Annotated in this window: 19 protein-coding genes, 1 tRNA gene and 1 pseudogene; 2 read left to right on the plus strand and 19 right to left on the minus strand. The window is 42.3% G+C overall.

The features are described from left to right. Nucleotides 1-153: 153 nt before the first annotated feature. From CS060_RS03225 to CS060_RS03240, 5 genes and pseudogenes are all read right to left on the minus strand, one after another. Entirely contained in the window at nucleotides 154-483 is a 330-nt protein-coding gene (locus CS060_RS03225; RefSeq protein ID WP_035049826.1) for a hypothetical protein, read from the minus strand. 350 nt (nucleotides 484-833) lie between these two features. Then, entirely contained in the window at nucleotides 834-1,085 is a 252-nt protein-coding gene (locus CS060_RS14450; RefSeq protein WP_231563707.1) for a polymorphic toxin type 17 domain-containing protein, read from the minus strand. Nucleotides 1,086-1,166: 81 nt separating this feature from the next. Beyond that, nucleotides 1,167-1,706: pseudogene (locus CS060_RS14455) on the minus strand (RHS repeat-associated core domain-containing protein); the annotation flags it as partial. A gap of 241 nt (nucleotides 1,707-1,947) precedes the next feature. Next, nucleotides 1,948-2,310, minus strand: coding sequence for a hypothetical protein (locus CS060_RS03235; protein ID WP_035049824.1), 363 nt, complete (start codon nucleotides 2,308-2,310; stop codon nucleotides 1,948-1,950). 19 nt (nucleotides 2,311-2,329) lie between these two features. Continuing rightward, entirely contained in the window at nucleotides 2,330-8,953 is a 6,624-nt protein-coding gene (locus tag CS060_RS03240) for a DNRLRE domain-containing protein (RefSeq protein ID WP_503413716.1), read from the minus strand. A gap of 932 nt (nucleotides 8,954-9,885) precedes the next feature. On the opposite strand from CS060_RS03240, the gene CS060_RS03250 reads away from it, so the two are divergent. Then, the gene (locus CS060_RS03250; protein ID WP_042894412.1) at nucleotides 9,886-10,086 is read left to right on the plus strand and encodes a hypothetical protein; all 201 of its coding nucleotides are present in this window, start codon (nucleotides 9,886-9,888) and stop codon (nucleotides 10,084-10,086) included. Between the two features lie 37 nt (nucleotides 10,087-10,123). Here the strand turns inward: CS060_RS03250 and eno are convergent, their stop codons facing one another. From eno to CS060_RS03295, 9 genes are all read right to left on the minus strand, one after another. After that, nucleotides 10,124-11,419 (minus strand): phosphopyruvate hydratase, encoded by a 1,296-nt coding sequence (eno, locus tag CS060_RS03255; RefSeq protein ID WP_035049818.1) that lies wholly within the window; start codon nucleotides 11,417-11,419, stop codon nucleotides 10,124-10,126. 19 nt (nucleotides 11,420-11,438) lie between these two features. Further along, nucleotides 11,439-12,974 carry a 2,3-bisphosphoglycerate-independent phosphoglycerate mutase gene (gene gpmI, locus CS060_RS03260; protein ID WP_035049816.1) on the minus strand — a complete coding sequence of 512 codons (1,536 nt, stop codon included), beginning with the start codon at nucleotides 12,972-12,974 and terminating at the stop codon, nucleotides 11,439-11,441. Further along, the gene (gene tpiA / locus CS060_RS03265; protein WP_006322696.1) at nucleotides 12,971-13,726 is read right to left on the minus strand and encodes a triose-phosphate isomerase; all 756 of its coding nucleotides are present in this window, start codon (nucleotides 13,724-13,726) and stop codon (nucleotides 12,971-12,973) included. Before tpiA ends, gpmI begins: the two co-directional genes overlap by 4 nt. Nucleotides 13,727-13,743: 17 nt before the next feature. Continuing rightward, complete coding sequence (locus CS060_RS03270) at nucleotides 13,744-14,928, minus strand: phosphoglycerate kinase (protein WP_035049814.1); 1,185 nt, start codon at nucleotides 14,926-14,928, stop codon at nucleotides 13,744-13,746. Nucleotides 14,929-15,044: 116 nt separating this feature from the next. Continuing rightward, a complete protein-coding gene (gene gap, locus CS060_RS03275; protein WP_035049811.1) occupies nucleotides 15,045-16,052 on the minus strand; it encodes a type I glyceraldehyde-3-phosphate dehydrogenase in 1,008 nt (335 codons plus the stop codon). A 36-nt stretch (nucleotides 16,053-16,088) separates the two neighbouring features. Further along, entirely contained in the window at nucleotides 16,089-17,120 is a 1,032-nt protein-coding gene (locus CS060_RS03280; RefSeq protein ID WP_035049810.1) for a sugar-binding transcriptional regulator, read from the minus strand. A 144-nt stretch (nucleotides 17,121-17,264) separates the two neighbouring features. Beyond that, on the minus strand, nucleotides 17,265-17,489 hold the full coding sequence (locus tag CS060_RS03285; RefSeq protein WP_035049808.1) for a glutaredoxin family protein: 225 nt from the start codon (nucleotides 17,487-17,489) through the stop codon (nucleotides 17,265-17,267). 12 nt (nucleotides 17,490-17,501) lie between these two features. Continuing rightward, nucleotides 17,502-18,779 carry an RNA polymerase factor sigma-54 gene (gene rpoN, locus CS060_RS03290; protein WP_035049806.1) on the minus strand — a complete coding sequence of 426 codons (1,278 nt, stop codon included), beginning with the start codon at nucleotides 18,777-18,779 and terminating at the stop codon, nucleotides 17,502-17,504. A gap of 228 nt (nucleotides 18,780-19,007) precedes the next feature. Beyond that, nucleotides 19,008-19,079, minus strand: a tRNA-Arg gene (locus CS060_RS03295). Between the two features lie 188 nt (nucleotides 19,080-19,267). Between CS060_RS03295 and clpP the strand changes: the two genes are divergently transcribed. Continuing rightward, nucleotides 19,268-19,882: an ATP-dependent Clp endopeptidase proteolytic subunit ClpP gene (gene clpP / locus CS060_RS03300; RefSeq protein ID WP_304413198.1), complete on the plus strand. Its 615-nt coding sequence runs from the start codon at nucleotides 19,268-19,270 to the stop codon at nucleotides 19,880-19,882. 28 nt (nucleotides 19,883-19,910) lie between these two features. On the opposite strand, the gene CS060_RS03305 is transcribed toward clpP, so the two are convergent. From CS060_RS03305 to CS060_RS03325, 5 genes are read right to left on the minus strand one after another with little or no spacing between them, the layout of a single operon-like run. Then, a complete protein-coding gene (locus CS060_RS03305) occupies nucleotides 19,911-20,168 on the minus strand; it encodes an HPr family phosphocarrier protein (protein WP_035049804.1) in 258 nt (85 codons plus the stop codon). A 19-nt stretch (nucleotides 20,169-20,187) separates the two neighbouring features. Beyond that, entirely contained in the window at nucleotides 20,188-21,150 is a 963-nt protein-coding gene (whiA, locus tag CS060_RS03310) for a DNA-binding protein WhiA (protein ID WP_035049802.1), read from the minus strand. Nucleotides 21,151-21,162: 12 nt separating this feature from the next. Next, a complete protein-coding gene (mgfK, locus tag CS060_RS03315; RefSeq protein WP_099668685.1) occupies nucleotides 21,163-22,128 on the minus strand; it encodes a gluconeogenesis morphogenetic factor MgfK in 966 nt (321 codons plus the stop codon). Then, entirely contained in the window at nucleotides 22,125-23,015 is an 891-nt protein-coding gene (gene rapZ / locus CS060_RS03320; RefSeq protein ID WP_035049147.1) for an RNase adapter RapZ, read from the minus strand. The genes mgfK and rapZ overlap by 4 nt, the downstream gene beginning before the upstream one ends. 17 nt (nucleotides 23,016-23,032) lie before the next feature. Beyond that, on the minus strand, nucleotides 23,033-23,491 hold the full coding sequence (locus tag CS060_RS03325) for an NUDIX hydrolase (protein WP_035049145.1): 459 nt from the start codon (nucleotides 23,489-23,491) through the stop codon (nucleotides 23,033-23,035). Nucleotides 23,492-23,525: the final 34 nt, after the last annotated feature.

The following is a 23,525-nucleotide window of genomic DNA, read 5'->3' on the forward strand; positions in this document are numbered from 1 at the left end:
GGAGCAGTATAAACATGGTTCATACAGAAGTTACTGCTTTAAAGTGCATGTATATAATATGTAATTTTATGTTATTTAATTTACTCATCTATTGTAAATGTGCTTCTCCCACCTACATTCTGTTAAGGGGTGGGAGACTTCTCAGTGGATATGTTAAATAAAAATGTTGATCATCTTAACCCCTGTTATTAGAAACCAACAACCTTCCATTGTATCTGAAGCCAATGCTTCATCAACGGGATTTCCAAAATAAAGCCACTTATCAGCAATGCTTCTCAACCCTTCTTCTATATCTTCTATCGAAAAACTTGTGTAGGTGCTTAGTTTCACTTCTACCACAAATAAACTGGGATCTTTCCAATATGGTTCGTTTTTTAAAATGGTGTAATTTGTAAAATTACCCTTAAATACACTTATTACATTTTCTATAATTGAAAAAGATTCATTTTTATCTTGAGTGTATAAATATGATCGAATAAGCAAATTTCCCCCTCCTTACAGTAAGTTCAAGAAAGTCTTTTCATACGATCCCCTATTTTATCCAATTACTCTTTAGACATCGTATACTACAAGATGATTCACGAGAGGAGCAAGTGCCTCCCATGAATCACAAACATCGGCGCTTTAGGTGTTTGAATGTCCTTGAAAACGATTCTAGAATCATCGAGGACACTCTAATCTCCTCCATAACATTGACTGCCTGTAAATTCTATACCCTTGGCATCTATTAAACATCTCCCCTACATAATCTTTTCATTGATCCCCTATACTGGAGGGCATAGCTTCCAAGCAGTTCTTAGTCTAACATGATTTCTCATACGCTAGGAAGATTTTTAATGAGTTATCCTTCCTTTAAGGGAAACATTAAGATGTGAACCATCCCTTGATAAATGTCCCAGCATTTGTTTCCCTCTTTTTGATAATTGTACATCCCACTCAAATGGTTCTCCTTTAGTTCTAGAAGGTCCTTTGGTCCAAATGTTTCCGAATCTATCTATGTGTCCCCCACCTTTCCTCGGAAGTGGTTGAGATGGTGTCCAATTCTTCGGCGGAACGTATCTTATTTTACCTTTAGTTGGTAACATTGCCCCTTTAAGTACAGATTTCTTACTTACCGAAGCAAAAAACTGTAAATTCAATTTTCCTAAAAACCTTTGAGCCCGTCTAGCTTTATACACTCTATAGGCAATTTTGGCACCTTTAAACGCCGCACCGCCAACCAGTCCCACGCCAATAGCAATCGCCGCCGCTTTCCAACCGCCTTTTTTAAAGGCTTTATACCCATCATACGCCGCAAATCCTGCATTAACTACAAACCAGAAGAAATGCCCATCCGGATCGACCAGCATCACTGGGTTGTTGTTCGCATACGTATAGCCGTTCTGCGTAAGAATGTCATCCGCATCGCCTGGGTCTGGGTCGAGCGATAAAAACACTCCGTGCGTTGGGTGGTAATAACGGGTCATGAGGTAGTACAATCCGGTCTCTTCATCATATTGGTATCCGGCGTAGCGATACGGGTTTTCGTCTGCCATCTCACCGGATTTTGAAAGAAGCTGGCCCCATGTGTCGTACTCGTAACGAGCGACCACGTTTCCTTGCCCATCGGTTAACGCGATGACATCGCCATGCGCGTTGTAGTGGTAGAAGTACGTCGCCCCGCCTTTTTTCATCGCCAACAGCTGACCGTTTTCTCCGTATACATGTGGCTCTAAGCTCGAATAGAGTTTCGCTGGCTTCCACTTCAACTTATCGGCCTTATGACCCTTGTTATACCAGTAATCTAATTAAAAAGACGGCAACGCTATAAAATAAACCTCTCGCTAGACTTGTTCTTCAAGGACCTAAAACAGAACTTATATTTATTTGAATACCTACAAAATGCTAGTGAACTTAAACAAAAAAGAACCTCAAAGGAGACATTTCACCTTTGAGGAATAATCATTATCAACAATAATTCCCATATTTATCAATGCCTATTGGGTAGTAAGCCATGTCAGTTACAATCTTATAAAGACTTTCATGTCTTCCTGATAACCAATCTACCGTAAAATCCTCTGGATTTACATAGCCGATATTTGCCTCATTTAATTTATTACATTCAAGCCAATACTTTCTAAATACAGCAATAACTCTTCCTGAATGACATATTGGGTCAAATCTTTCTTTGATGAAATTTTCCAATTCCTCTTCAGTATCAAATTTATTACGATTTATCTCTCTAATTCTTTTTAATCTTTCATCTTCTTCCTTTACTGCTTCTGTTAGCTCACGTACATACTCGTTAAACAATGTTTCGTATTCTTTCATACTCTATAGTCCCTCCATGTTACGGCCATTCAGTCGGATAAGTTTTGGCGCCTTTTGACCTATTACAAGTTCTACAAGCAGTTTTTAAGTTTCTTGGATCATTTGCCCATCTTTTCCTTGCTTTAGTGGACATTCGGTACCCTTCTTGATAGTAATGTCGTTTTAGAGAAGGATTGTGATCAACCTCAAGAGGTCCTCTTCTATCCCCACAGTACTGACAAGTATAATTATCTCTTTTAAGAACTGCCTTTCTAACTTTTGGAGTAGGGGTACGACCATAATGTTTTATCCTATTGTAACGTTCGATAGCACGCTTGCCTTTTATAATATACTTAGCTGTACTTCTAACAAGTTTAAGCTTTCTCCCACCAACCGCACCAAGAGCCGTTTTTTTGGCGACATACATCCATCCTCTTCCGGTTTTATACGCCTTATACCCATCATACGCCGCAAATCCAGCGTTAACTACAAACCAGAAGAAATGCCCGTCCGGATCGACCATCATCACCGGGTTGTTGTTCGCATACGTATAGCCATTTTGTGTTAAGATGTCATCCGCATCGCCTGGGTCTGGATCCATGGACAAGAACACGCCATGGGTCGGGTGGTAATAACGGGCGATCAAGTAGTAGAGCCCGGTCTTTTCATCATATTGATATCCCGCATAGCGATATGGGTTTTCGTCCGCCATTTCACCCGATTGGGAGAGAAGCTGGCCCCATGTGTCGTACTCGTAACGAGCGACCACGTTTCCTTGCGCGTCGGTCAACGCGATGACATCGCCATGCGCGTTGTAGTGGTAGAAGTACGTGGCACCACCTTTTTTCATCGCCAACAGCTGGCCGTTTTCTCCGTATATATATGATTGTATCACAGTTCCGCTCGCATTGGTTTCATATAAGACGTTCAGGCTGTCGCCTTGGTAATAGTAGTTCGTCACGACGCCATTGACGTTCTTTTGGATGCGGCGGCCGTCTTCATCGTATTGGTACGTCACAAACGGCGTGCTTTCTCCTTTTCGGGTGATAGAGACGAGCTGGTCGGCGGCGTTCCATTCATATTGGTACTCGCCGTCTTCAGTCCTGTTGCCGTTCGCATCGTACGTGATCGTTTCATCGCCGAAACGGGTCAATTGATTCGCTGCATTATAATCGGCCGTGATCGTCGTGGATAGTCCGTCTTTCGTTCTCACGATTTGCTTGCGATTGCCGAATCCATCGTACGTATACGCGATCGTCGTTCCATCCGGCCATTGCTCTTCCACTAGTTGATCGAGCGCATCGTAACGGTAAACAATCGCTTCTCCTGTTGGGGACTCGATTTTCGTCCGATTGCCGTTTTCGTCATAACGGTACGTTTCCGCTAACAACTCGGTTCCGTCCGCTGTTCCCACTGACAGACTTTTCACCAAGCCACGGTCATCATACGTGAAGGTTGCGCCCGCTCCGTTTCCAGTCGTAAACGTGCGAACGTGTCCTCTCTCGTCATAATCAAAGCGATACGTATACGTTCCGTCTTGGACGATGGTATTTTGGTCCAAGGCATTGTATTGATAGGTGACGGTTTGGCTAAACGATCCATGCGAGAACAGGAACTGTTGCAATTTATCCGAGGTGATCGGATACGTCCATTTTTGCAATCCCCCGCGGTCGGACTGTTCGATGACCCGATTCGCCGAGTCAAATTTTCTTGTCTTCGTCGTGCCATCCTTTACATATTGCACAGACAGTTCGTTTCCGTTTTTGTCGTAACTGAATTCGTAATACGGAACTCCATTGTAAGAAATCGTGTCGACCCGTTCCGTCCCGTCATACGTCCATTGAATTGTATTTCCTTTCGGTAAGACGGTTTTAATTTTATTGCCGTTCGCATCATATTCATTTGTTGTTACGTCATTAAGCGGACCGACCGTTTTCAGAAGTTTTCCCGTCTTATCATAAGAATAGGTAAATCTTTGTGACGGACCGCTGCTCGTTTGAATGACTTTAGAAGTCATGTTACCGTTCAAGTCATAGTCATAGTTGACAGAAGTTCCGTTCGCCAATAGAAGTTGTTTTAAACGATTGTATGGGTCATACTTGTACTGTTTTTGATTTCCCTTCTCATCGTATTCGCTCAACAGATTTCCTACGGCATCATAGTTCTTTTTCGTGACATACCCAGCTTCATCTGTTTCTTCCTCAACATAGTTGCCATTTGCGTCATACTTGTTTTTCGTTACGACGTTGCCTTCCATCAAGCGAATGGCGTCAAACCAGACCGTTCCTGTGTAGTTTCCGCGGAACATAGCGGATACGTCAATTTTGTCCATTGGCTTAGACGGATTGATCGAAATGGCCGCACGGTTCCAATCTTGCGTACCGATCGGAAAATCAGCCGTATACGTTTGAGTCGTTCCATCTACAAAATACACTTTCGCGGTAATGGAATAATCGCTTGCACTCACGGTACCGTTGGCTTTGACATCCTGCGCTTTGGAAAGACCTGTGAGTGTCAGACGAAGCGGCGTATCACTTGAAGTTTGCCCTACGATCACCGTCTGCTTATATTCACTAGCTGATTGTGTGGTGCTGGTTCTCGATATTTTGAGAGAGTAAGCCCCGTCGAACGACTCCGTATGATCGACGCTTCCGCCCGTTCCGCTCCAATTCGTTACGCTTCCTTCGAAGCTGCTGTTGAGCACAGGATTATAGCTGGAAGAAACTTGGGCTTCCTCTAATTGAACATTATCAAACCATGCTTCCCCTGATGCGGTTGATGACTGATGATCGACTTCTAAATAGATGCGCACTTTCACCGCATTCGCAGGCGTCTTAAAGGTCAGTTGTCGATCCGTCCAAGGTCTTGTGCCCGTCAATTGGCTATAGCGATTGTCTACCCAAGCAATTCGGCGATTTTGGCTATCTAAAAATTCAACATTAAAGAACGCACGGGCTTTCGTTAAATGGGTTTTGATTTTTCCACTGAATGTATATGTCACATTCGGTTTGACCGCAATTTCTTGCGTAGCGGCTACATAACCGGTTTCTGTGCTAGGAGACGTCGAATTCACGGTGATTTTTAACGTCTTTCGTCCAGTCAACCCATGATAAACATTCGTATCTTCCTGTAACTGCCCGGAATCATACGAACGAAGCAGAGTCCAAGCGGTCGTTCCCTGTTCAAAGCCGTGATTCGCGATCAAATTGGTCGCACTGCCCAATGCGTCACTTTCTTCAATCACATTTCCATAGGAATCGTACTTCGCTACAGAAGACGTTTTTCCCGATTGATCGGTTTCGGATACTGGATTTAAGCCATCATACGCAACCGTTGTCTTGTCGCCTTCTGTATCTGTCATGGAGATGACATCGTTATTTGGATTATACTGGTAGGTTTCGGTCCCATAGCTATCCTTCGCTGTTAACACATTTCCATTCGCATCGTACGTATATGATTCCGTCGGTGTAGTGGCCCCAACATCATTCGGATCGTAGGATTCCTTTAAATTGTTGCCTTCATACACATATTTCGTTGTAATATTTAAGCCGCCTACGTCATCCACAACCTCAATCGGGTTACCAGCCTCGTTGAAAGTATATTGAGTTTGGCGGCCATTCGGCTTTTGTATGAGCAATCGCCGTTCCGTTGGATCATAGGTCAATGTGTATACATGGTCTTCGGAATCACGTACTTGACTGAGCCTGTCACCATCGTACACGAACTGATTGACAACTGGCTGATCCTCCGTATGTGTCGGCTCGAATACTTTGACTAGACGATCAATCTCATTGTATTCATATCTTGTCACTTCTCCGCCCGTCTGAGTCACCGTCGTTAACAAATCATTCGTGTAGCCATATGTCACCGTCCGATTCATCGGGCCTATGATTTTTTCGATCTTTCCGTCTGGACGATACTGAATGTCTAATTTTCTTCCCGATGCGTCCGTAATCGACGTAAGCTTTCCATTCGAATAACCGTACGTCGTTGCGTTCCCATGACCGTCGACAATTTTGGTTAACTTGCCATCGCTTTTATTAAAATACATTTTCGTTTGATCTTTAGATTTCACGATCCACTCAGTGGTCGTTTCACTTAATTCCAAGTAAACACCTGTTGGCGCTTGGTATGTTCCGTCGGCTCGTTTCATAAATATGTGAAGCGTCCCGTCTTCATCCGTCAATCGCGCTTCATTTCCTTGCGCGACGATGTTCATTTCCGCATCGCTGTGCCAGCCTTTTCCGAATAAACCGGTCCATGGAGACAAGCTATTGTAGGTTCTGGATAGAGCAAGTCCTGGCCCCCTACCTGAAATCGAAACATCTTGTTCCTCGACGATGAGATTGCCTGTAGCGGCATTGACTTTCCCATACGGCACATCAATGATCGACCAGTAATCTTCCTCCCCTAAATATTCAACCGCCTCAGGAATTTTGACCGTGAATGCATTGCTCGAAAAGATGGTCTCACCGTCCGCATCATAGGCACTGAGACGGAACCAATAGCTCGTGCTCGTGGCGTATTTTGTTCCCATTTTCGCATACATTGGCGAAGGATCTCTCGGTAGTTCTAATCCTTTTCCATCATGATGCAGCGTTAAAGTACTAGAATTCCCTTGTTCGATTTCTTCGGGGGTCGGCCAAATTCCTTTATTTTGTGTCGTCCAATGATCTGCATCTCCTACATCAAAGGCTTCATAGTAAAGCCCATTAAAAATCCAAACCTTGTACCCCGTAGCACCCTCGATTTTATCCCAATCTAGCATGACATAACCAGAGTGACTGCCTAACTGGTTACTGTAGGAAAATCCTGAAGGCGCTGGTGGTATCAGCAACTCCGAAATTTTCGGCATATACGCATCCGAAAAGACGGTTTCTCCTTGAGAGTTATAGGCGCTTACTCGAATCCAGTAGTTGGTATCCGTTGCATATTTCGTTCCCGCATTAGCATAGACTGGGGACGGGTCAACAGCTAATTCTGTGCCGAGACCGTCGTTTAAATGCAACTTATATCTACCTGCTTGAATTTCCGTAGAGGTTGGCCAATACTTTTTGTTTTTCGTTGTCCAAGAAGTGACGTTCCCGACATCTAACGATTCATAGTAGGAACCGTTAAAAATCCAAATTTTATAACCCGTCGCTCCACTCACAGGATTCCATTTGAAATCGATATATCCTGTGCCATTTCCGTTTGTATAACTTACCCCCGTCGGAGCAGATGGTTTTGCCAAATTCGGAATGGTCGGCATATACGCGCCTGACATGGCGCTTTCGCCTTGAGGAAAAATCGCACTGACTCGGAACCAGTAGTTCTTGCTATTCGGATAACTTCCACCTGAATTTCGATAGACCGGGGAAGGATCGACAGGAAGCTCCGTCCCTAACTGATCTTGGTGCAGGTCGTATCTTCCAGCGCTAATTTCAGAAGGGGTCGGCCAAATTTTTTTTCCTTTTGTACTCCAAGAAGTAACATTGCCTACATCAAACGCTTCATACGATTTCCCGTTATAAATCCAAACTTTATAACCCACAGCGCCAGGAACCGGATCCCATGATAAATTGATATATCCTGTGCCATCCCCATTACTGAAGGCCGTTCCTGTTGGCGTATTGGGAACTGGTATCGTATACGTAACAGACAAATATGGTTTATAACTGCTGTTCGTAGTGGAAACAACTTTTTTCCAATACGTTTTTCCATTTCCATTCGTATGGAGTTTCAATCCATAGTTTGGTTTGGTCCCTGATGCCCACGCTTTGACAGTACTCGTCACATCGAATTGTGCCCATTGGTCTCTTGCCACATCGACTTTGCCAATGTTCGTGGAGGAAGGTTTATTATTCCATGTTAAAGTGCTCGCAGACCATGAGCCGTTGACCGCATCCAACCATAAGCCGGTTGCGGTTGTTGCATAATAGGAGTGTGTAACGTACACGTTAAAAGTAGCGTTCGTTACGTTCATGTTTTCAACGTCGGATATGTCAGGGTTCAAAAAACCATAACAAGTCCCTGTCATTCCATCATAATAACCGACTTTTAACACATATTGCCCTTGCCCAGCATCCCATTTACTTGATGCAGAACTATAGTTCGTTGTCGGATAGGCGCTCATTACAAATGCATCAGCAGCAATAGCAACAGAGGTGCTAGGGTCAATATAAACCGGATAGACACGCTTCGGATCTTTCAACCACTGCGGATCGGCTTTAACCGTTAAAATATACCCTTGATCATCCTGTTGAAGTTCGTATGTTACATGTTCCGAGCGCTGTGCTTCTCCCGAGTGTTCGTCGATATTCGAATCGACCATAAATGGTTTAGGAAGTTCAAATACTTTTTCATTTTCTTTGTTTGTAAATAAAATCGATCCATCGTCTTGAATATCGGCATACAAATCGGTTTTCAAACGAAATTTAAAAATGTGATAGCCTGTAAAAGAGTGAAGAACTAAATCTTCCTTCGTTGATTCGTTAAATACGATATTTTGCAAGTCTATATTTGGAAAAACATTTTTATGCACAATCTTATTTTCTTTTTTCTTATAAGTAGCGGGAACATCTTTCGCTTGGATCGGCTTCAGTCCGTCCCCTAATGCCTCTAAAATAGAATAAGAAATGGAATATTCATTATACAGAAATTTTGCATATTCTCCATCCACCATTTTCTTGTAAAAACGAGGTTCCAAAATCGTATTCTCTGCTTGAACATGATTGGGATGGTCGATGAAGAAAGTGGAAACTTCCTCAAATTGTTTTTCGTTCTTTTTCTTAATATGAATCTGTTCAAAGAAAATTTTTCTGGTAAACGTACCATCACCATTGTAATACACTTTCGTATTCTCTGTTCGTTCCTCTATCAGCTCTCCCGACTTCAAGTTGATGCTGGGCGCTTCTGGTACTTTAAGAGGTGATTGTTTCGTCGCATTGTCAGATTTAGAATAGATGAACTCCGCCAATCCCTCCATAGGAATACTCGTAAAAACTAATAAAAATACTAACCACCAAACAAACCATGTTCTTAGATGCCTCATATTTTTTCTCCTTATTAATCCTAAGTTGCCTAATTCGAGCTGCATGAGGAGATTTTATGCTATAAAAAACATACTCGCAATATTTTTCGACAAACAACTTTCGTCATTATTCGACAAAAATCGATTTTATCACTTAACCTTTCAAACAGTAGTGATAACGGTTTTTTTCAATTGTTTTGTACGATCATCCCGCTATGAGGAATGTGAGGAGTAGATGAACAATTAATGATTTTTTTGGAGGATTTGATTACACTTATTCAAGAAAAGTACAATGAAACATTAACCGCGCCTACTGATGAATCCGCCGAGGACAAATCTTTTAGATTGGGCTCCAATTTCGCATATTTTGATGTACTTGATTTGATAGAATCCCAATTGACAATACACGAAATAAATTCTATTTTAGGACTGTGACAAATGTTGCTGCTTTCTTAACTTGTTGACCATGGGAAACACTCATTTGTCTAGTCTGAACTTTCAACAAACTACAAAAACAAAATTAATCCTGATTCGAAGACATCCCTATTTGATAAAACGATATAAATTCAACAGAGGGATAAAAAATGAGTAAAGCAAAAATTATATTTACTACCATGACAGGCGTTATCATAGGGTTAATCGTTAGCCTTTTATTATTAGTCATAAAAAGTACCGCAAAAGATTTTTTAAAAACATACTCCCTCGATTGGGTTATTGATGTGCTACTCTTTCTTGTATTTATTTTCATTGTAGTGCAATATATCCAAAAGAAAAGAAAAACTTGAAAGAAAGGATGCCCTCATGCGAAGGCATCCTTATTTTTTACTTCTTCAAGTTGTAGAATGTTTTCATTCCATCATATACTGCTGTTTCACCTAGTTGATCTTCAATGCGAAGCAATTGGTTGTATTTTGCGACGCGGTCTGTGCGTGATGGCGCACCTGTTTTAATTTGACCCGCGTTTGTTGCGACCGCGATGTCAGCGATTGTGCTATCTTCTGTTTCACCAGAACGGTGAGAAATAACCGCTGTGTAGCCTGCGCGTTTTGCCATTTCGATTGCTTCGAACGTTTCTGTTAACGTACCGATTTGGTTGACTTTAATTAAGATCGAGTTGCCGACACCTTGTTCGATACCTTGTGCTAATTTTTTCGTATTTGTTACGAATAAATCGTCACCAACAAGTTGAACTTTTTTGCCAAGGCGCTCTGTTAATAACTTATGACCAGCCCAGTCGTTTTCGTCTAAGCCGTCTTCAATCGAGATGATCGGATATTTGTTGACAAGCTCTTCATACCAAGCAACCATTTCTTCAGACGTTTTCACAACGCCTTCGCCTTCTAAATGGTATTTGCCTGTTTCTTTGTTATATAGCTCAGAAGATGCCACGTCCATCGCAAGCATCACTTCTGTGCCTGGTTTGTAGCCTGCTTTTTCAATCGCTTCAATGATCGTTTCAAGCGCTTCTTCGTTTGATTTTAAGTTTGGCGCGAATCCGCCTTCATCACCAACTGCTGTATTGTAACCTTTTGCTTTTAATACTGATTTTAAGCTATGGAAAATTTCTGCTCCCATGCGAAGCGCTTCACGGAAGTTCGGTGCGCCAACTGGCATAATCATAAATTCTTGAATATCGACGTTGTTATCCGCATGCGCACCGCCGTTTAAAATGTTCATCATTGGAACAGGCAACGTTTTTGCATTAAATCCGCCTAAATATTGATATAGAGGAACGCCTAAATAGTTAGCAGCTGCGCGTGCAACAGCCATTGAAACGCCTAAAATTGCGTTTGCACCTAATTTTCCTTTATTTTCTGTACCGTCTAACGCAATTAATGCACGGTCGATAGCAACTTGCTCTGTCACATCGTAGCTACCAATTAATGCTGGCGCGATGACTTCGTTTACGTTTTTCACTGCTTGTAATACACCTTTACCAAGGTAGCGACCTTTGTCGCCATCACGCAATTCAACCGCTTCATACTCACCTGTTGACGCTCCACTCGGTACAAGGGCACGTCCGAATGCACCTGATTCTGTGTATACTTCTACCTCTACTGTCGGATTGCCACGAGAGTCTAATACTTCACGAGCATAAATGTCAATAATTGTTGGCATCGTTCATCTCTCCTTTAGTTTATTTTTGAATTAACGTTTTTCCTGTCATTTCTTTCGGTTGTTGTAATCCGAGCAAATCAAGCATCGTTGGCGCTAAGTCCCCTAAAATGCCATCTTGGCGAAGCGTAATGCCTTTTTTCATTACGATGACCGGAACCGGATTTGTCGTATGCGCCGTATTCGGACTGCCGTCTGGATTTAATACTTCGTCCGCATTTCCGTGGTCTGCGGTAATAATCGCAATACCACCTTTGGCGATAATCGCATCGACGACTTTTCCTAAACATTCATCGACCGCTTCGACTGCTTTAATCGTTGGCTCTAATTTTCCTGAATGACCAACCATATCAGGATTTGCGTAGTTTAAAATGATTGCATCGAATTTGTCTGCTTCAATTTCTTTCAGTAAAGCGTCCGTTACTTCGTATGCACTCATTTCTGGTTTTAAATCGTATGTGGCTACTTTTGGCGAGTCAATTAAAATGCGCTCTTCGCCAGGGAACTTTTCTTCACGTCCGCCGCTCATAAAGAATGTAACGTGCGGATATTTTTCTGTTTCGGCAATGCGCAACTGTTTTAATCCGTTTTGTGACAATACTTCACCGAGCGTATTATCAAGGTTCGTTGGCTTAAATGCCACGTACCCTTTTACTGTTTCACTAAAGTGCGTTAAGCATACGAAGAACAAGTTTTTCGGATGTTTCGGTCCACGATCGAATGAACGGAAGTCATCGTTTGTAAACGTGTTTGAAATTTGAATCGCACGGTCAGGACGGAAATTGTAGAAAATGACCGCGTCATTATCTTGAATCGTTGCGACTGGCGTTCCGTCTTCACGGACGATCACAGACGGCAAGACGAATTCGTCATAAATGCCGTTGGCGTACGAATCATCAACGCATGCAAGCGGATCACGGTATGATGGACCTTCACCGTACACCATCGCACGATACGCTTTTTCTACGCGCTCCCAACGTTTATCGCGGTCCATGGAGTAATAACGACCGGATAATGTAGCGATTTCACCGACACCAATTTGTGCGATTTGTTCATTTAACTGTTGAATGTACGTTTTCGCTGTTTGTGGACCGACGTCACGTCCGTCTAAAAAGCCGTGAATATACACATGTTTGACGCCTTCTTTTGCGGCGAGCTTGAGTAAAGCGAATAAATGGTTAATATGACTATGCACACCACCGTCAGAAAGAAGACCGAAAATGTGCAAATTTGTTCCGTGTTTTTTCACATGATCCATCGCTGCTAAAAATGTTTCGTTGCGCTCAAACTCACCTTCGCGAATGGCGATATTCACACGCGTTAAACTTTGATACACAATGCGACCAGCACCGATGTTTAGGTGACCGACTTCCGAGTTCCCCATTTGTCCTTCTGGCAAACCGACCGCTTCACCGCATGCCGTTAATGTCGCATGTGGATATTCGTTCCAATAACGATCGAAATTTGGTTTTTTCGCTTGTGCAACCGCGTTGCCAAATGTTTCTTCACGAAGAGCAAAGCCATCTAAAATAATTAATGCTACTGGTTTTTTGCTCATTTTCCTGCCTCCACGAGTTGTAAAAACGATTGTGGTTGTAAGCTCGCACCACCAACAAGCGCTCCGTCAATATGTTCTTCCGCTAAAAATGCAGCAATATTTTCTGGTTTTACGCTACCACCGTATTGAATGCGTACCGCATTAGCTGCTTCTTGTGAGAATTTGTTCGCAATGACTTGGCGAATGTAGCCGCATACGTTGTTGGCATCTTCTGCTGTGGACGATTTCCCTGTTCCGATCGCCCAAATTGGCTCGTAGGCAATGACAACTTGCTTTACTTGTTCTTCTGTTAAGCCTTCAAGCGCTTTTTCAACTTGTACACGAACGACTTCATTTGTGCGATTGCTTTCACGCTCTTCTAATGTCTCCCCGCAACAAACGATTGGCACAAGTCCGTGCTTAAATGCCGCAAGCACTTTTTTGTTGACTGTTTCATCTGTTTCAGCAAACATCTCACGGCGTTCGGAATGCCCGATGATAACATACTCCACACCGAGATCTTTTAACGCAACGGGGCTAATTTCACCTGTAAATGCCCCTTGATCTTCAAAGTGCATGTTTTGCGCACCAATTTTTACATTTGTTCCTTTTGTCGCCTCAACTAAATGAGCTAAAAAGAGGGCTGGTGCACATACAACGGCATCCACTTGCTCGTTGGAAGGAACCTCATGTTTTACTTCCTCCACAAACTGAAGCGCCTCTTTTAACGTTTTATGCATTTTCCAGTTTCCTGCAATAATCGGCTTTCGCATCGCTTTTCGCTCCTTTCTTACTTGTCATTTAAAGCAACGACACCTGGAAGTTGTTTACCTTCCATAAATTCAAGCGACGCACCGCCACCTGTAGAAATGTGATCCATTTTGTCTGCAAGTCCAAATTTTTCGACTGCCGCTGCTGAATCACCGCCACCGATGACCGTATACGTATCTTTCGCATCAGCAAGAGCTTGTGCAACCGCTTTTGTTCCTTCAGCAAACGCATCCATTTCGAATACGCCCATTGGACCGTTCCAAATAACAAGTTTTGATTTTAAAATGACGTCGCGATACAATTCGCGTGTTTTCGGACCGATGTCAAGTCCTTCCCAATCGCTTGGAATTTCATCGATGTTCACTACTTTTTTGTTTGCATCGTTTGAAAAATCGTCAGCTACGACTGCATCCACAGGCATATAGAAGTTGACGCCTTTTTCTTTCGCTTTTTCCATGAACGATTTTGCTAATTCAATTTTATCTTCTTCTAATAACGATTTTCCGATTTCATAGCCGAGCGCTTTCACAAATGTGTACGCTAATCCGCCACCGATAATTAAATTATCAACTTTGTCTAATAAGTTTTCGATAACGCCAATTTTATCTTTTACTTTTGCGCCACCAATGATTGCCGTGAACGGACGGTCTGGGTTCGATAACGCCTTTCCTAACACTTCAATTTCTTTTTCCATTAAAAACCCAGCTACCGCAGGTAAGTGGTGTGCGATTCCTTCTGTCGATGCATGTGCACGATGTGCCGCACCGAACGCATCGTTTACATATACATCAGCAAGTTCTGCGAATGCTTTTGCTAACTCTGGATCGTTTTTCTCTTCGCCAGGATAGAAGCGTACGTTTTCAAGCAATAACACATCGCCTTCATTCATTTCAGCAATTGCCGCTTTCACTGCATCGCCATACGCTTCATCTGTTTTCACAACACGTTTGCCGAGCAGTTCACTTAAACGTTCTGCCACTGCATTTAAGCGCATCTCTTCAACAACTTTTCCTTTCGGACGACCAAGATGGCTTGCTAAAATGACTTTCGCTCCTTGCTCCATTAAATATTGGATCGTTGGAAGCGCGGCGCGAATACGCGTATCGTCAGTGACGACACCGTTTTGCATTGGCACGTTGAAATCGACGCGACAAAATACACGTTTTCCTTTCACATCAATGTCACGGACAGTTTTTTTGTTCATGGAAAGGCCTCCTTATTCGTGTGATACATAGAAAGGGAGTGGGGATGATCCCCGCTCCCCTTCTCGGTATGTCCAACTATTTATTATAAACCGTTTTGGGCAAACAATCCAAAAAATTATAAACCTTTTGATGCAATGTATGCAGCAAGATCAACAACACGGTGAGAATATCCTGTTTCGTTGTCGTACCAAGAAAGAACTTTCACCATGCGACCTTCCATGACCATTGTTGAAAGTGCATCGATTGTTGAAGAAGCTGTTGAGCCGTTGTAGTCACGAGAAACAAGTGGCTCTTCGCTGTAAGCAAGAATACCTTTTAATTCACCTTCTGCCGCTGCTTTTAACGCTGCGTTTACTTCTTCAACTGTGACTTCTTTTTCAAGTTCAGCAACAAGGTCAACGACAGATACGTTTGGTGTTGGTACGCGCATTGCCATACCGTTTAATTTTCCTTTTAATTCAGGCAATACAAGTGCTACGGCTTTCGCTGCACCTGTTGATGTTGGGATGATGGATTCCGCTGCTGCACGCGCACGACGTAAATCTTTATGTGGTAAGTCAAGAATTTGTTGGTCGTTTGTATATGCGTGAACAGTTGTCATCATACCACGGATGATACCGAATTTTTCATGCAATACTTTTGCAAATGGCGCTAAGCAGTTTGTTGTACAAGATGCGTTTGAAATCACATGATGGTTTGCTGGGTCATATTTGTCTTGGTTTACGCCCATTACGATTGTAATGTCTTCATTTGTCGCTGGTGCAGAAATGATGACTTTTTTCGCACCTGCTTCTAAATGTTTCGCTGCATCTTCGCGTTTTGTGAAGCGTCCTGTTGATTCCACAACGATGTCAACGCCAAGTTCGCCCCATCCTAAGTTTGCTGGGTCGCGTTCTGCTTTAACGATAATTTCTTTTCCGTTTACAACAATGTTATTGCCGTTTACAGACACTTCTGCATCTAATGTGCCGTGAACAGAGTCATATTTTAAAAGATGTGCTAACGTTTTTGCATCTGTTAAGTCGTTTACTGCTACTACTTCAATTTCAGGATTTTTTAATGCTGCACGAAATACGTTGCGGCCGATACGACCAAAACCGTTAATACCAATTTTTACTGTCATCGTTTTTGTCCTCCTTTGGAATCGTAAGGATATATTTTAGAGGGATGAATCATCCCGTACTAACTGTTTTGCTGCACCTTCATCTGTAATTAAGATGCACCGATTCGCCTGTTTTATATACGCTTGAATTGCTTTTGCTTTCGAGGCTCCTCCTGCAACTGCAATGACACAAGGAACGTGGCGTACATCTTCGAGCTGAATGCCAACTGTATTTACTTTATGCACGACGTCTCCGTGCTGATTAAAGTAATACCCAAACGCTTCCGCCACCGCTTCGTTTTGTTCAATTTTTTTCATTTCTTCTGGCGGCGTTTTTCTTCGTTCCGCCATTGTTTTCGCATCGCCAATTCCGTGAATGACGATCGTTGATGATTTAATTAATTCCAGTACTTCTCGAATAGCAGGTTCTTCAATAATTGACTGATACGTTTCAGCACTTAATTGATCAGGGACATGTAACAAACGATAATGTCCCATTGCTTTTTCAGCCATGCGCGCACAAATTGTGTTTGCTTGATTTGTTACATCTTCTCCAAGCCCACCGCGCGCTGGAACAAATAGTACATCGCGATATTTGACATCAGGTGTCATCATTTCAGCAACAGCAGCAAGGGTTGTTCCACCAGTTACTGCTACAATGTCATTCCCTTTTAGCGAATGTTTTATTCGTGAGACACAAGCTCTTCCCATTTCTCTTTTCACCCAAGGAGACTGGTCGCTATCACCAGCAACGACAATGACGTCTTCGACAGGAAGCTTCTTTTTTATTTTTCTTTCTAATTCTTTCAGCCCTAATACTTCTCGCATCATATCTTCTAGCTGTACGAGCACATCATTTCCTTCAGCTGTAATGCTCATGCCTGCAGCTGTAATATCAAGTAAATGTTGCTCTTTTAAAAACTGCACCTCCGAACGTAAAACGCGCTCGCTAATGCCTAAGTTGAGTGACAACGTTCGTCGTCCGATCGGCTGCATTAACCGAATGTGCTGCAAAATTTCATATCGCTTTTGCATAATCACGAGAAGATCAGGCAACAATTTTCGTTGAACATCAATCCATTGTCGCATGCTCTTTTCTTCCTTCTTTACTCTCTTTTTCTTCTGTAGGACGTTTTAAGTCCCACCATGACGTATTGTGTCCCACTTTGTGTAAAAAAATTCACCCCTGCTACAACTTTATTGTAACAGGAAGTGAAACATTGTTCAACTGCTTCATTTTTGTTGTAATCGCTTTCTTATGACATCTTTGTGAATGCGACCGTACGCAACGATATGTCCATCGATTTCAATGACAGGAATCATAAGATGGTACTGTTCGAGTAATCGCTCATCTTTATAAATGTCAATTTCTTCCCATTCGACTTGTAGCTCATGAAGGATGGTTTTTGCTTCATCACAAAGACAACAGTTTTCTTTTGAATATACGACCACTTTCATGCTTTATCCCCTTTATGCATATTGCTTTCGTTTCGAAGCTGGCGGAATATGAAGTTGTTCACGATATTTCGCAACCGTTCGCCGCGCTACACAAATATTGTAGCGTTGCTCGAGTAAATCAGCAATGTTTTGATCAGAAAGAGGTTTTTGGCTATTTTCTTGTCTAACCAGTTCAGCAATTAAACTTTTTACTTTTTCTTGCGACGCATCATCCACACCACTAGTGAAAAAGCGACGCATGTCAATTAAACCGTGGGGCGTTTGCATATATTTATTTTTCACTGCGCGACTGACGGTCGATTCATGCATGTTTAATGAAGCAGCAACATCACGCATTGTGAGCGGTTTCATATGGAGCAAACCTTTCTCAAAATAATCGCGTTGTCGATCAATGAGCTCACATGCAATTTGTTCAATCGTCGCAGCTCGCTGAGTTAAACAACGTTGAATCCAATAAAACTGTTGTCTTTTTTCTTCAATATATTTTTGAACGTGTGGATCATCCGTCTGTACTTTTCTTTCATACAATTCATTCCATACGATTGTTGGAATGATACCTTCATTTATCGTTACACTCCACGCCCCATTACTATATGACACGATGACATCAGGGACAATGTACGTCATTTGTTCATCGTTATACAAACTTCCTGGGCGTGGATGAAGCGTACGAATAAGCTCCCACACTCGCTGTAAATCCGCTAACTCCACCCCTAGTTTCGCTTTTATTTCTTTCCACTTTTTATTGACAAACGGTTCAAAATACTCCGTCACAATTGTTTCTGCTAACTCATCCCTTTGAGGAAGACGAATGAGTTGCAAATATAGACAATGCGACAAATTTTCCGCTCCTACCCCAGCAGGATCAAGTGAGCGTAACATATGAAGCGCTCGCGACACGATCGTTTCTTCTATCTGAAGATGGCAAGCTGCTTCTGCAACCGTTGTATGCAAATAACCATATTCATCGAGTGACGCAATTAAATAATCAAGTGCTTTTCTTTCCTCCTCCGATACACGCATACCAATGAGTTGGGCATGCAAATGGGAAGCGAGCGAACGATTAAAAGCGCTTACATTTTCAATATAATGCTTCTGATCTGTTCGTTCTCGTCGCTTATTAGCCGTTCGTTTTCGTTCACGTAGCTCGATAAATGGATTTTCAAGCGCTTGCTCATGTAACAGCGATTGTAACTCTAGCGTCGAATATTGCAACAATTCAATCGCCTGTACAAGCTCTTTTGTCAACGCAACTTTTAGCTCTTGCCTTTGCGTTAATCGCATCTCCATTCATGCCATCTCCCTTCATCCTCATTTTATCATCTCTCTAACGGAGAGACGATAAAAACATATTGGATGTTTTTTCTACTATGCATATGCATCGAAGGCATGTTATCATTCTTATAGAACGAGCGAGCAAGCCTCGCAAAATTCACCTATTCGTCCGGTGCGGCACACCGGACTTTATTTTTTATGCAAATAAAAACCCCTACTTGCAAGCAAGTAGGGGTTAACTAACGCCCTCGGCAGGATTCGAACCCACGCTAAGAGAACCGGAATCTCTCGTGCTATCCACTACACTACGAGGGCATAATGATAAATGCACTTACCATTATAGTGAAGAAGAAAAAAAAATGCAATAGCGGTGACGTTTAAAATTTAAAAAAGCGGAAACGATGAAAGAAGGGATGCAGAAGAAAAAAAGCGAATACATATAAACGAAAGGTGTTTCATTTGACCTTTATTGACCTTTCCTGTATGATAAAAGTACATAAAAAATGAATTATCGGAGGAGGAAGAGCATGAACTTAATTCCTACAGTTATTGAACAAACGAGCCGTGGAGAACGCGCATATGACATTTACTCTCGATTATTAAAAGACCGCATCATCATTTTAGGAAGCCCAATCGATGATCATGTCGCAAACTCAATCGTTTCTCAGCTTTTATTTTTAGCCGCTGAAGACCCTGAAAAAGATATTTCTCTTTACATTAACAGCCCTGGTGGGTCGATTACAGCAGGCATGGCGATTTACGATACGATGCAATTTATTAAGCCAGACGTATCGACAATTTGTATCGGCATGGCGGCTTCTATGGGAGCATTTTTACTTGCTGCTGGTGCTAAAGGAAAACGTTTCGCATTGCCAAATAGTGAGATCATGATTCATCAACCGCTCGGTGGTGTGCAAGGTCAAGCAACAGAAATCGAAATTGCAGCGAAACGCATTTTATTCTTGCGCGATAAATTAAACCGCATCTTGTCTGAAAATACAGGACAACCGATCGAAGTGATTGAGCGCGATACCGATCGCGATAACTTTATGACAGCTGAAAAAGCAAAAGAATATGGTTTAATTGACCGCGTATTGACACGCGTCGATGAAAAATAAAACAAGGCGGTTTTCCCGCCTTGTTTTATTATGATTCTTGTTCAACATATCGAACAAGCTTATTTAACGCTTCTTGTTCATCTGGTCCATTCGCATAAATGGTAATTACCGCCCCTGTGTGAATCGCTAAACTCATTAAACCCATAATGCTTTTTGCATTCACTTTTTTACCGTCTTTTTCAATGTAAATATCAGCTGAAAAGCGGTTTGCTTCTTGAACAAACAACGCTGCTGGACGCGCTTGCAATCCTGTTTTTAACCGTACTTCCACTTGCTTTTCTACCATCATGCATTCCTCCCATAGTTTATAAAGATTTATGAAAATCAACTGGCTGACCGGCACGAAGTCGTTCAGCAATTTCATCTAATTTGCGCAGGCGATGGTTAATACCAGATTTGCTAATTTTCCCTCCAGAAACCATTTCCCCAAGCTCTTTTAGCGTCACATCTTGATATTCAATGCGCAATTTTGCAATTTCACGCAGTTTTTCCGGGAGCTGATCAAGTCCAATCGTTTCGTCAATATAGCGAATATTTTCAACTTGACGTAAAGCTGCGCCAATCGTTTTGTTTAAGTTAGCCGTTTCGCAGTTGACAAGACGATTGACAGAATTGCGCATATCGCGCACGATGCGCACATCTTCAAAGCGTAATAATGCTTGATGCGCCCCAATAATGCTTAAAAACTCGGCTATTTTCTCCGCTTCTTTTAAATACGTAATAAACCCTTTTTTTCTCTCTAACGTACGCGCATGTAAATGAAAATTCGTGTTCATCAGTTCACAAAGCGATTCGTTATGTTCACGATATAAGGAGAAAATTTCTAAATGATACGACGATGTTTCTGGATTGTTGACAGATCCCCCTGCTAAAAAAGCTCCGCGTAAATACGAACGCTTGCAACATTTTTTTTGAACAAGCTCCGGTGAAATGGAACGGACAAACGAAAATCCTTCCTCCATAATTTTCAAATCTGATAATAGCTCATGCGTTCCTTCGACAACGCGTACGATATATACGTTATTTTTTTTTAGGCGCATCTTTTTACGAACAAGTAGTTCGACAGCTACATCATACCCTTTTTTCAATAACGTATAAATTCGCCTTGCAATTGCAGCATTTTCTGTTTGAATATTTAATAATAAACGTCGGTTTGAAAATGAAATGGAACCGTTCATTCGAATTAAAGCAGATAACTCTGCCTTTAAACAACAAGACTTCACTTCGATACTCGTTAATTCCTTCTTCGTTTCTGATGCAAACGACAACGATTTCACCTCCTATGAATGTATGTCGTGCGAAGGAGGTGCAAGAAGCGAAACGAGCAACGCCGCTACTTTTTTCGTATCATGACGCACCGTTCCATCTCGTTCATCAATGATTGCATCACAAATGACTTGTAAACCGAGGGCTTCTAACTCTCGTATATCACAAACGACCGGTGCGGCAAATTCTTTCGCATATCGCTCTTTCGTTTCTGGCAAAATCGGAGCATCATTTACAATGACTGCATCTAAAAATGCACACGCCATATGGTCATAAAGCGCTTGCACATGATCGCTTGCTGTATAGTTTAATGTTTCCCCTGCTTGGGTCATGACGTTGCATATATATACTTTTTTCGCCTTCGATTTACATACCTCTTCGCCAATTTTAGGAACGAGTAAATTCGGTAAAATGCTCGTGTATAAACTACCGGGTCCAATAACAATTAAGTCTGCCGTTTGTAATTCTGTAATCGTTTCTTCAAGCGGCTCAATATTTTCTGGAGTTAAAAACACACGTTTAATTTTTTTCCCCGAATACGGAATTTTTGACTCGCCCGATACGATCGTCCCGTCTTCCATTTCCGCATGCAACACAACGCTTTCATTTGCGGCTGGCAACACTTTTCCGCGCACATTTAACACTTTTCCCATTTCACGAACCGCGCGCACGAAATCGCCAGTGATGGACGTCATCGCTGCTAAAATTAAATTACCAAGCGAATGGCCTGACAACCCGTTTCCGTTTTCAAATCGATGTTGAAACAATTCGATAATAAGCGGTTCTACGTCAGAAAGAGCAGCAAGCACATTACGAATATCTCCAGGTGGGGGCATATCGAGTTCATCGCGTAATCTTCCTGAGCTTCCACCATCATCAGCAACGGTAACAATGGCTGTTAAATCGACATCGTATTGTTTGAGCCCCCGAAGCAATACAGGAAGCCCCGTCCCCCCACCGATGACAACAATTTTTTTCATCGGTGCGTATCCTTTCTTTTTGCAATATCTCGATGTGACACGTGCGTTGTATATTCGTCAGCAAAATAACGCCCGATATACTCCGCTAACGTAACGGAACGATGCTGTCCACCTGTGCATCCAATGGCAATCACGACTTGACTTTTTCCTTCTCGCTTATAGTGCGGAAGCATAAACGAAAGCAAATCCGTTACTTTTTCAATAAACTTTTGTGTTTCCGTCCACTTCAAAACATAAGATGATACTTCCTCATCGAGCCCTGTTTTTGGACGCATATGCTCAATATAATGTGGGTTCGGCAAAAAACGAACATCAAAAACAAGATCCGCATCAATCGGCAAACCGTATTTAAAGCCGAATGAAACAACATTGACCGAAAATGTTGTCGTTGCAGGCGTAGCGAATGTTTGAACAATTTTCTCACGCAATTCACGCGGTTTTAAGTCGGACGTATCAATAATCATTTGCGCGCGCCCTTTTAATTCTTCAAGTAACTGGCGCTCAAGCTTAATCCCTTCAAGCGGCAATCCGCTAGGGGCAAGAGGATGCGAACGGCGCGTTTCTTTATAACGGCTCACAAGGGTTGCATCACTTGCATCTAAAAATAAAATTTGTGGAGTCACCCACGATGTTTCCGCTAAATCATCGAGCGCAGCAAAGAGACGGTCAAAAAAGTCACGGCTCCGTAAATCCATGACGAGTGCGATTTTATTCATTTTATTGCCTGATTCCCGAATTAATTCAAGAAACTTCGGCAATAAGGTCGGCGGTAAATTATCGACACAAAAATAGCCTAAATCTTCAAAACTTTGGATAGCTACCGTTTTCCCTGCCCCTGACATACCGGTAATAATAACCATTTGAATGTGCGCTGAACCTGTGCTCATCTTTCTCTCCCCTTTCGCTAACTCGGATCAAGCCGGTAAGACAACAATTCGAATTCCTCTGTATACGTAAACGTGCCGTACATCATTCCTGTTCCTTTAATGACATAATCAATAATATGATAATCGCCTGGCGCCATCGGCAACGTTGGAATCTGTTCAATGGGATGCCAAGCAAGCTCCCCTTCTTCACATTGTACTACGTTTTCGCCATCAAAATGTTCCGCAAAAAACGTAAACATCATCCATTCAGAAACGACTTCTTCTCCTCGCTTCATCACGAACGTAAATACCCCTTTTAATTGAGGTTTTTTCAAATAAACGCCTGTTTCTTCGCGATATTCTCGCACACAAGCTTCACGTATCGATTCTCCTTGCTCCATTTTCCCACCTGGCGCTACCCACCAACCGCGCCGAGGCTTCTTTAACAAAAGAACGTGTCCGTCTTTCACTAATACGCAGTTCGTTACCCGTTGCAACGTCCGTTCACCTCAATAATGAATATGTTTTCTC

The sequence above is a fragment of the Anoxybacillus flavithermus genome (genome assembly GCF_002742685.1).
GTDB classification, from domain to species: Bacteria; Bacillota; Bacilli; order Bacillales; family Anoxybacillaceae; genus Anoxybacillus; species Anoxybacillus flavithermus_E.

Excerpts from the sequence above, each read along its gene's own strand:
- CS060_RS03280 (WP_035049810.1), bottom strand. The coding sequence starts at position 17,120 with ATGCGACAATGGATTGATGTTCAACGAAAATTGTTGCCTGATCTTCTC.
- rpoN (WP_035049806.1), bottom strand. The coding sequence starts at position 18,779 with ATGGAGATGCGATTAACGCAAAGGCAAGAGCTAAAAGTTGCGTTGACA.
- CS060_RS03235 (WP_035049824.1), bottom strand. The coding sequence starts at position 2,310 with ATGAAAGAATACGAAACATTGTTTAACGAGTATGTACGTGAGCTAACA.
- eno (WP_035049818.1), bottom strand. The coding sequence starts at position 11,419 with ATGCCAACAATTATTGACATTTATGCTCGTGAAGTATTAGACTCTCGT.
- rapZ (WP_035049147.1), bottom strand. The coding sequence starts at position 23,015 with ATGAGCACAGGTTCAGCGCACATTCAAATGGTTATTATTACCGGTATG.
- gpmI (WP_035049816.1), bottom strand. The coding sequence starts at position 12,974 with ATGAGCAAAAAACCAGTAGCATTAATTATTTTAGATGGCTTTGCTCTT.
- CS060_RS14450 (WP_231563707.1), bottom strand. The coding sequence starts at position 1,085 with ATGTTACCAACTAAAGGTAAAATAAGATACGTTCCGCCGAAGAATTGG.
- CS060_RS03240 (WP_503413716.1), bottom strand. The coding sequence starts at position 8,953 with ATGGTGGATGGAGAATATGCAAAATTTCTGTATAATGAATATTCCATT.
- mgfK (WP_099668685.1), bottom strand. The coding sequence starts at position 22,128 with ATGAAAAAAATTGTTGTCATCGGTGGGGGGACGGGGCTTCCTGTATTG.
- CS060_RS03250 (WP_042894412.1), top strand. The coding sequence starts at position 9,886 with ATGAGTAAAGCAAAAATTATATTTACTACCATGACAGGCGTTATCATA.
- CS060_RS03270 (WP_035049814.1), bottom strand. The coding sequence starts at position 14,928 with ATGAACAAAAAAACTGTCCGTGACATTGATGTGAAAGGAAAACGTGTA.
- CS060_RS03305 (WP_035049804.1), bottom strand. The coding sequence starts at position 20,168 with ATGGTAGAAAAGCAAGTGGAAGTACGGTTAAAAACAGGATTGCAAGCG.
- gap (WP_035049811.1), bottom strand. The coding sequence starts at position 16,052 with ATGACAGTAAAAATTGGTATTAACGGTTTTGGTCGTATCGGCCGCAAC.
- CS060_RS03285 (WP_035049808.1), bottom strand. The coding sequence starts at position 17,489 with ATGAAAGTGGTCGTATATTCAAAAGAAAACTGTTGTCTTTGTGATGAA.
- tpiA (WP_006322696.1), bottom strand. The coding sequence starts at position 13,726 with ATGCGAAAGCCGATTATTGCAGGAAACTGGAAAATGCATAAAACGTTA.
- clpP (WP_304413198.1), top strand. The coding sequence starts at position 19,268 with ATGAATTATCGGAGGAGGAAGAGCATGAACTTAATTCCTACAGTTATT.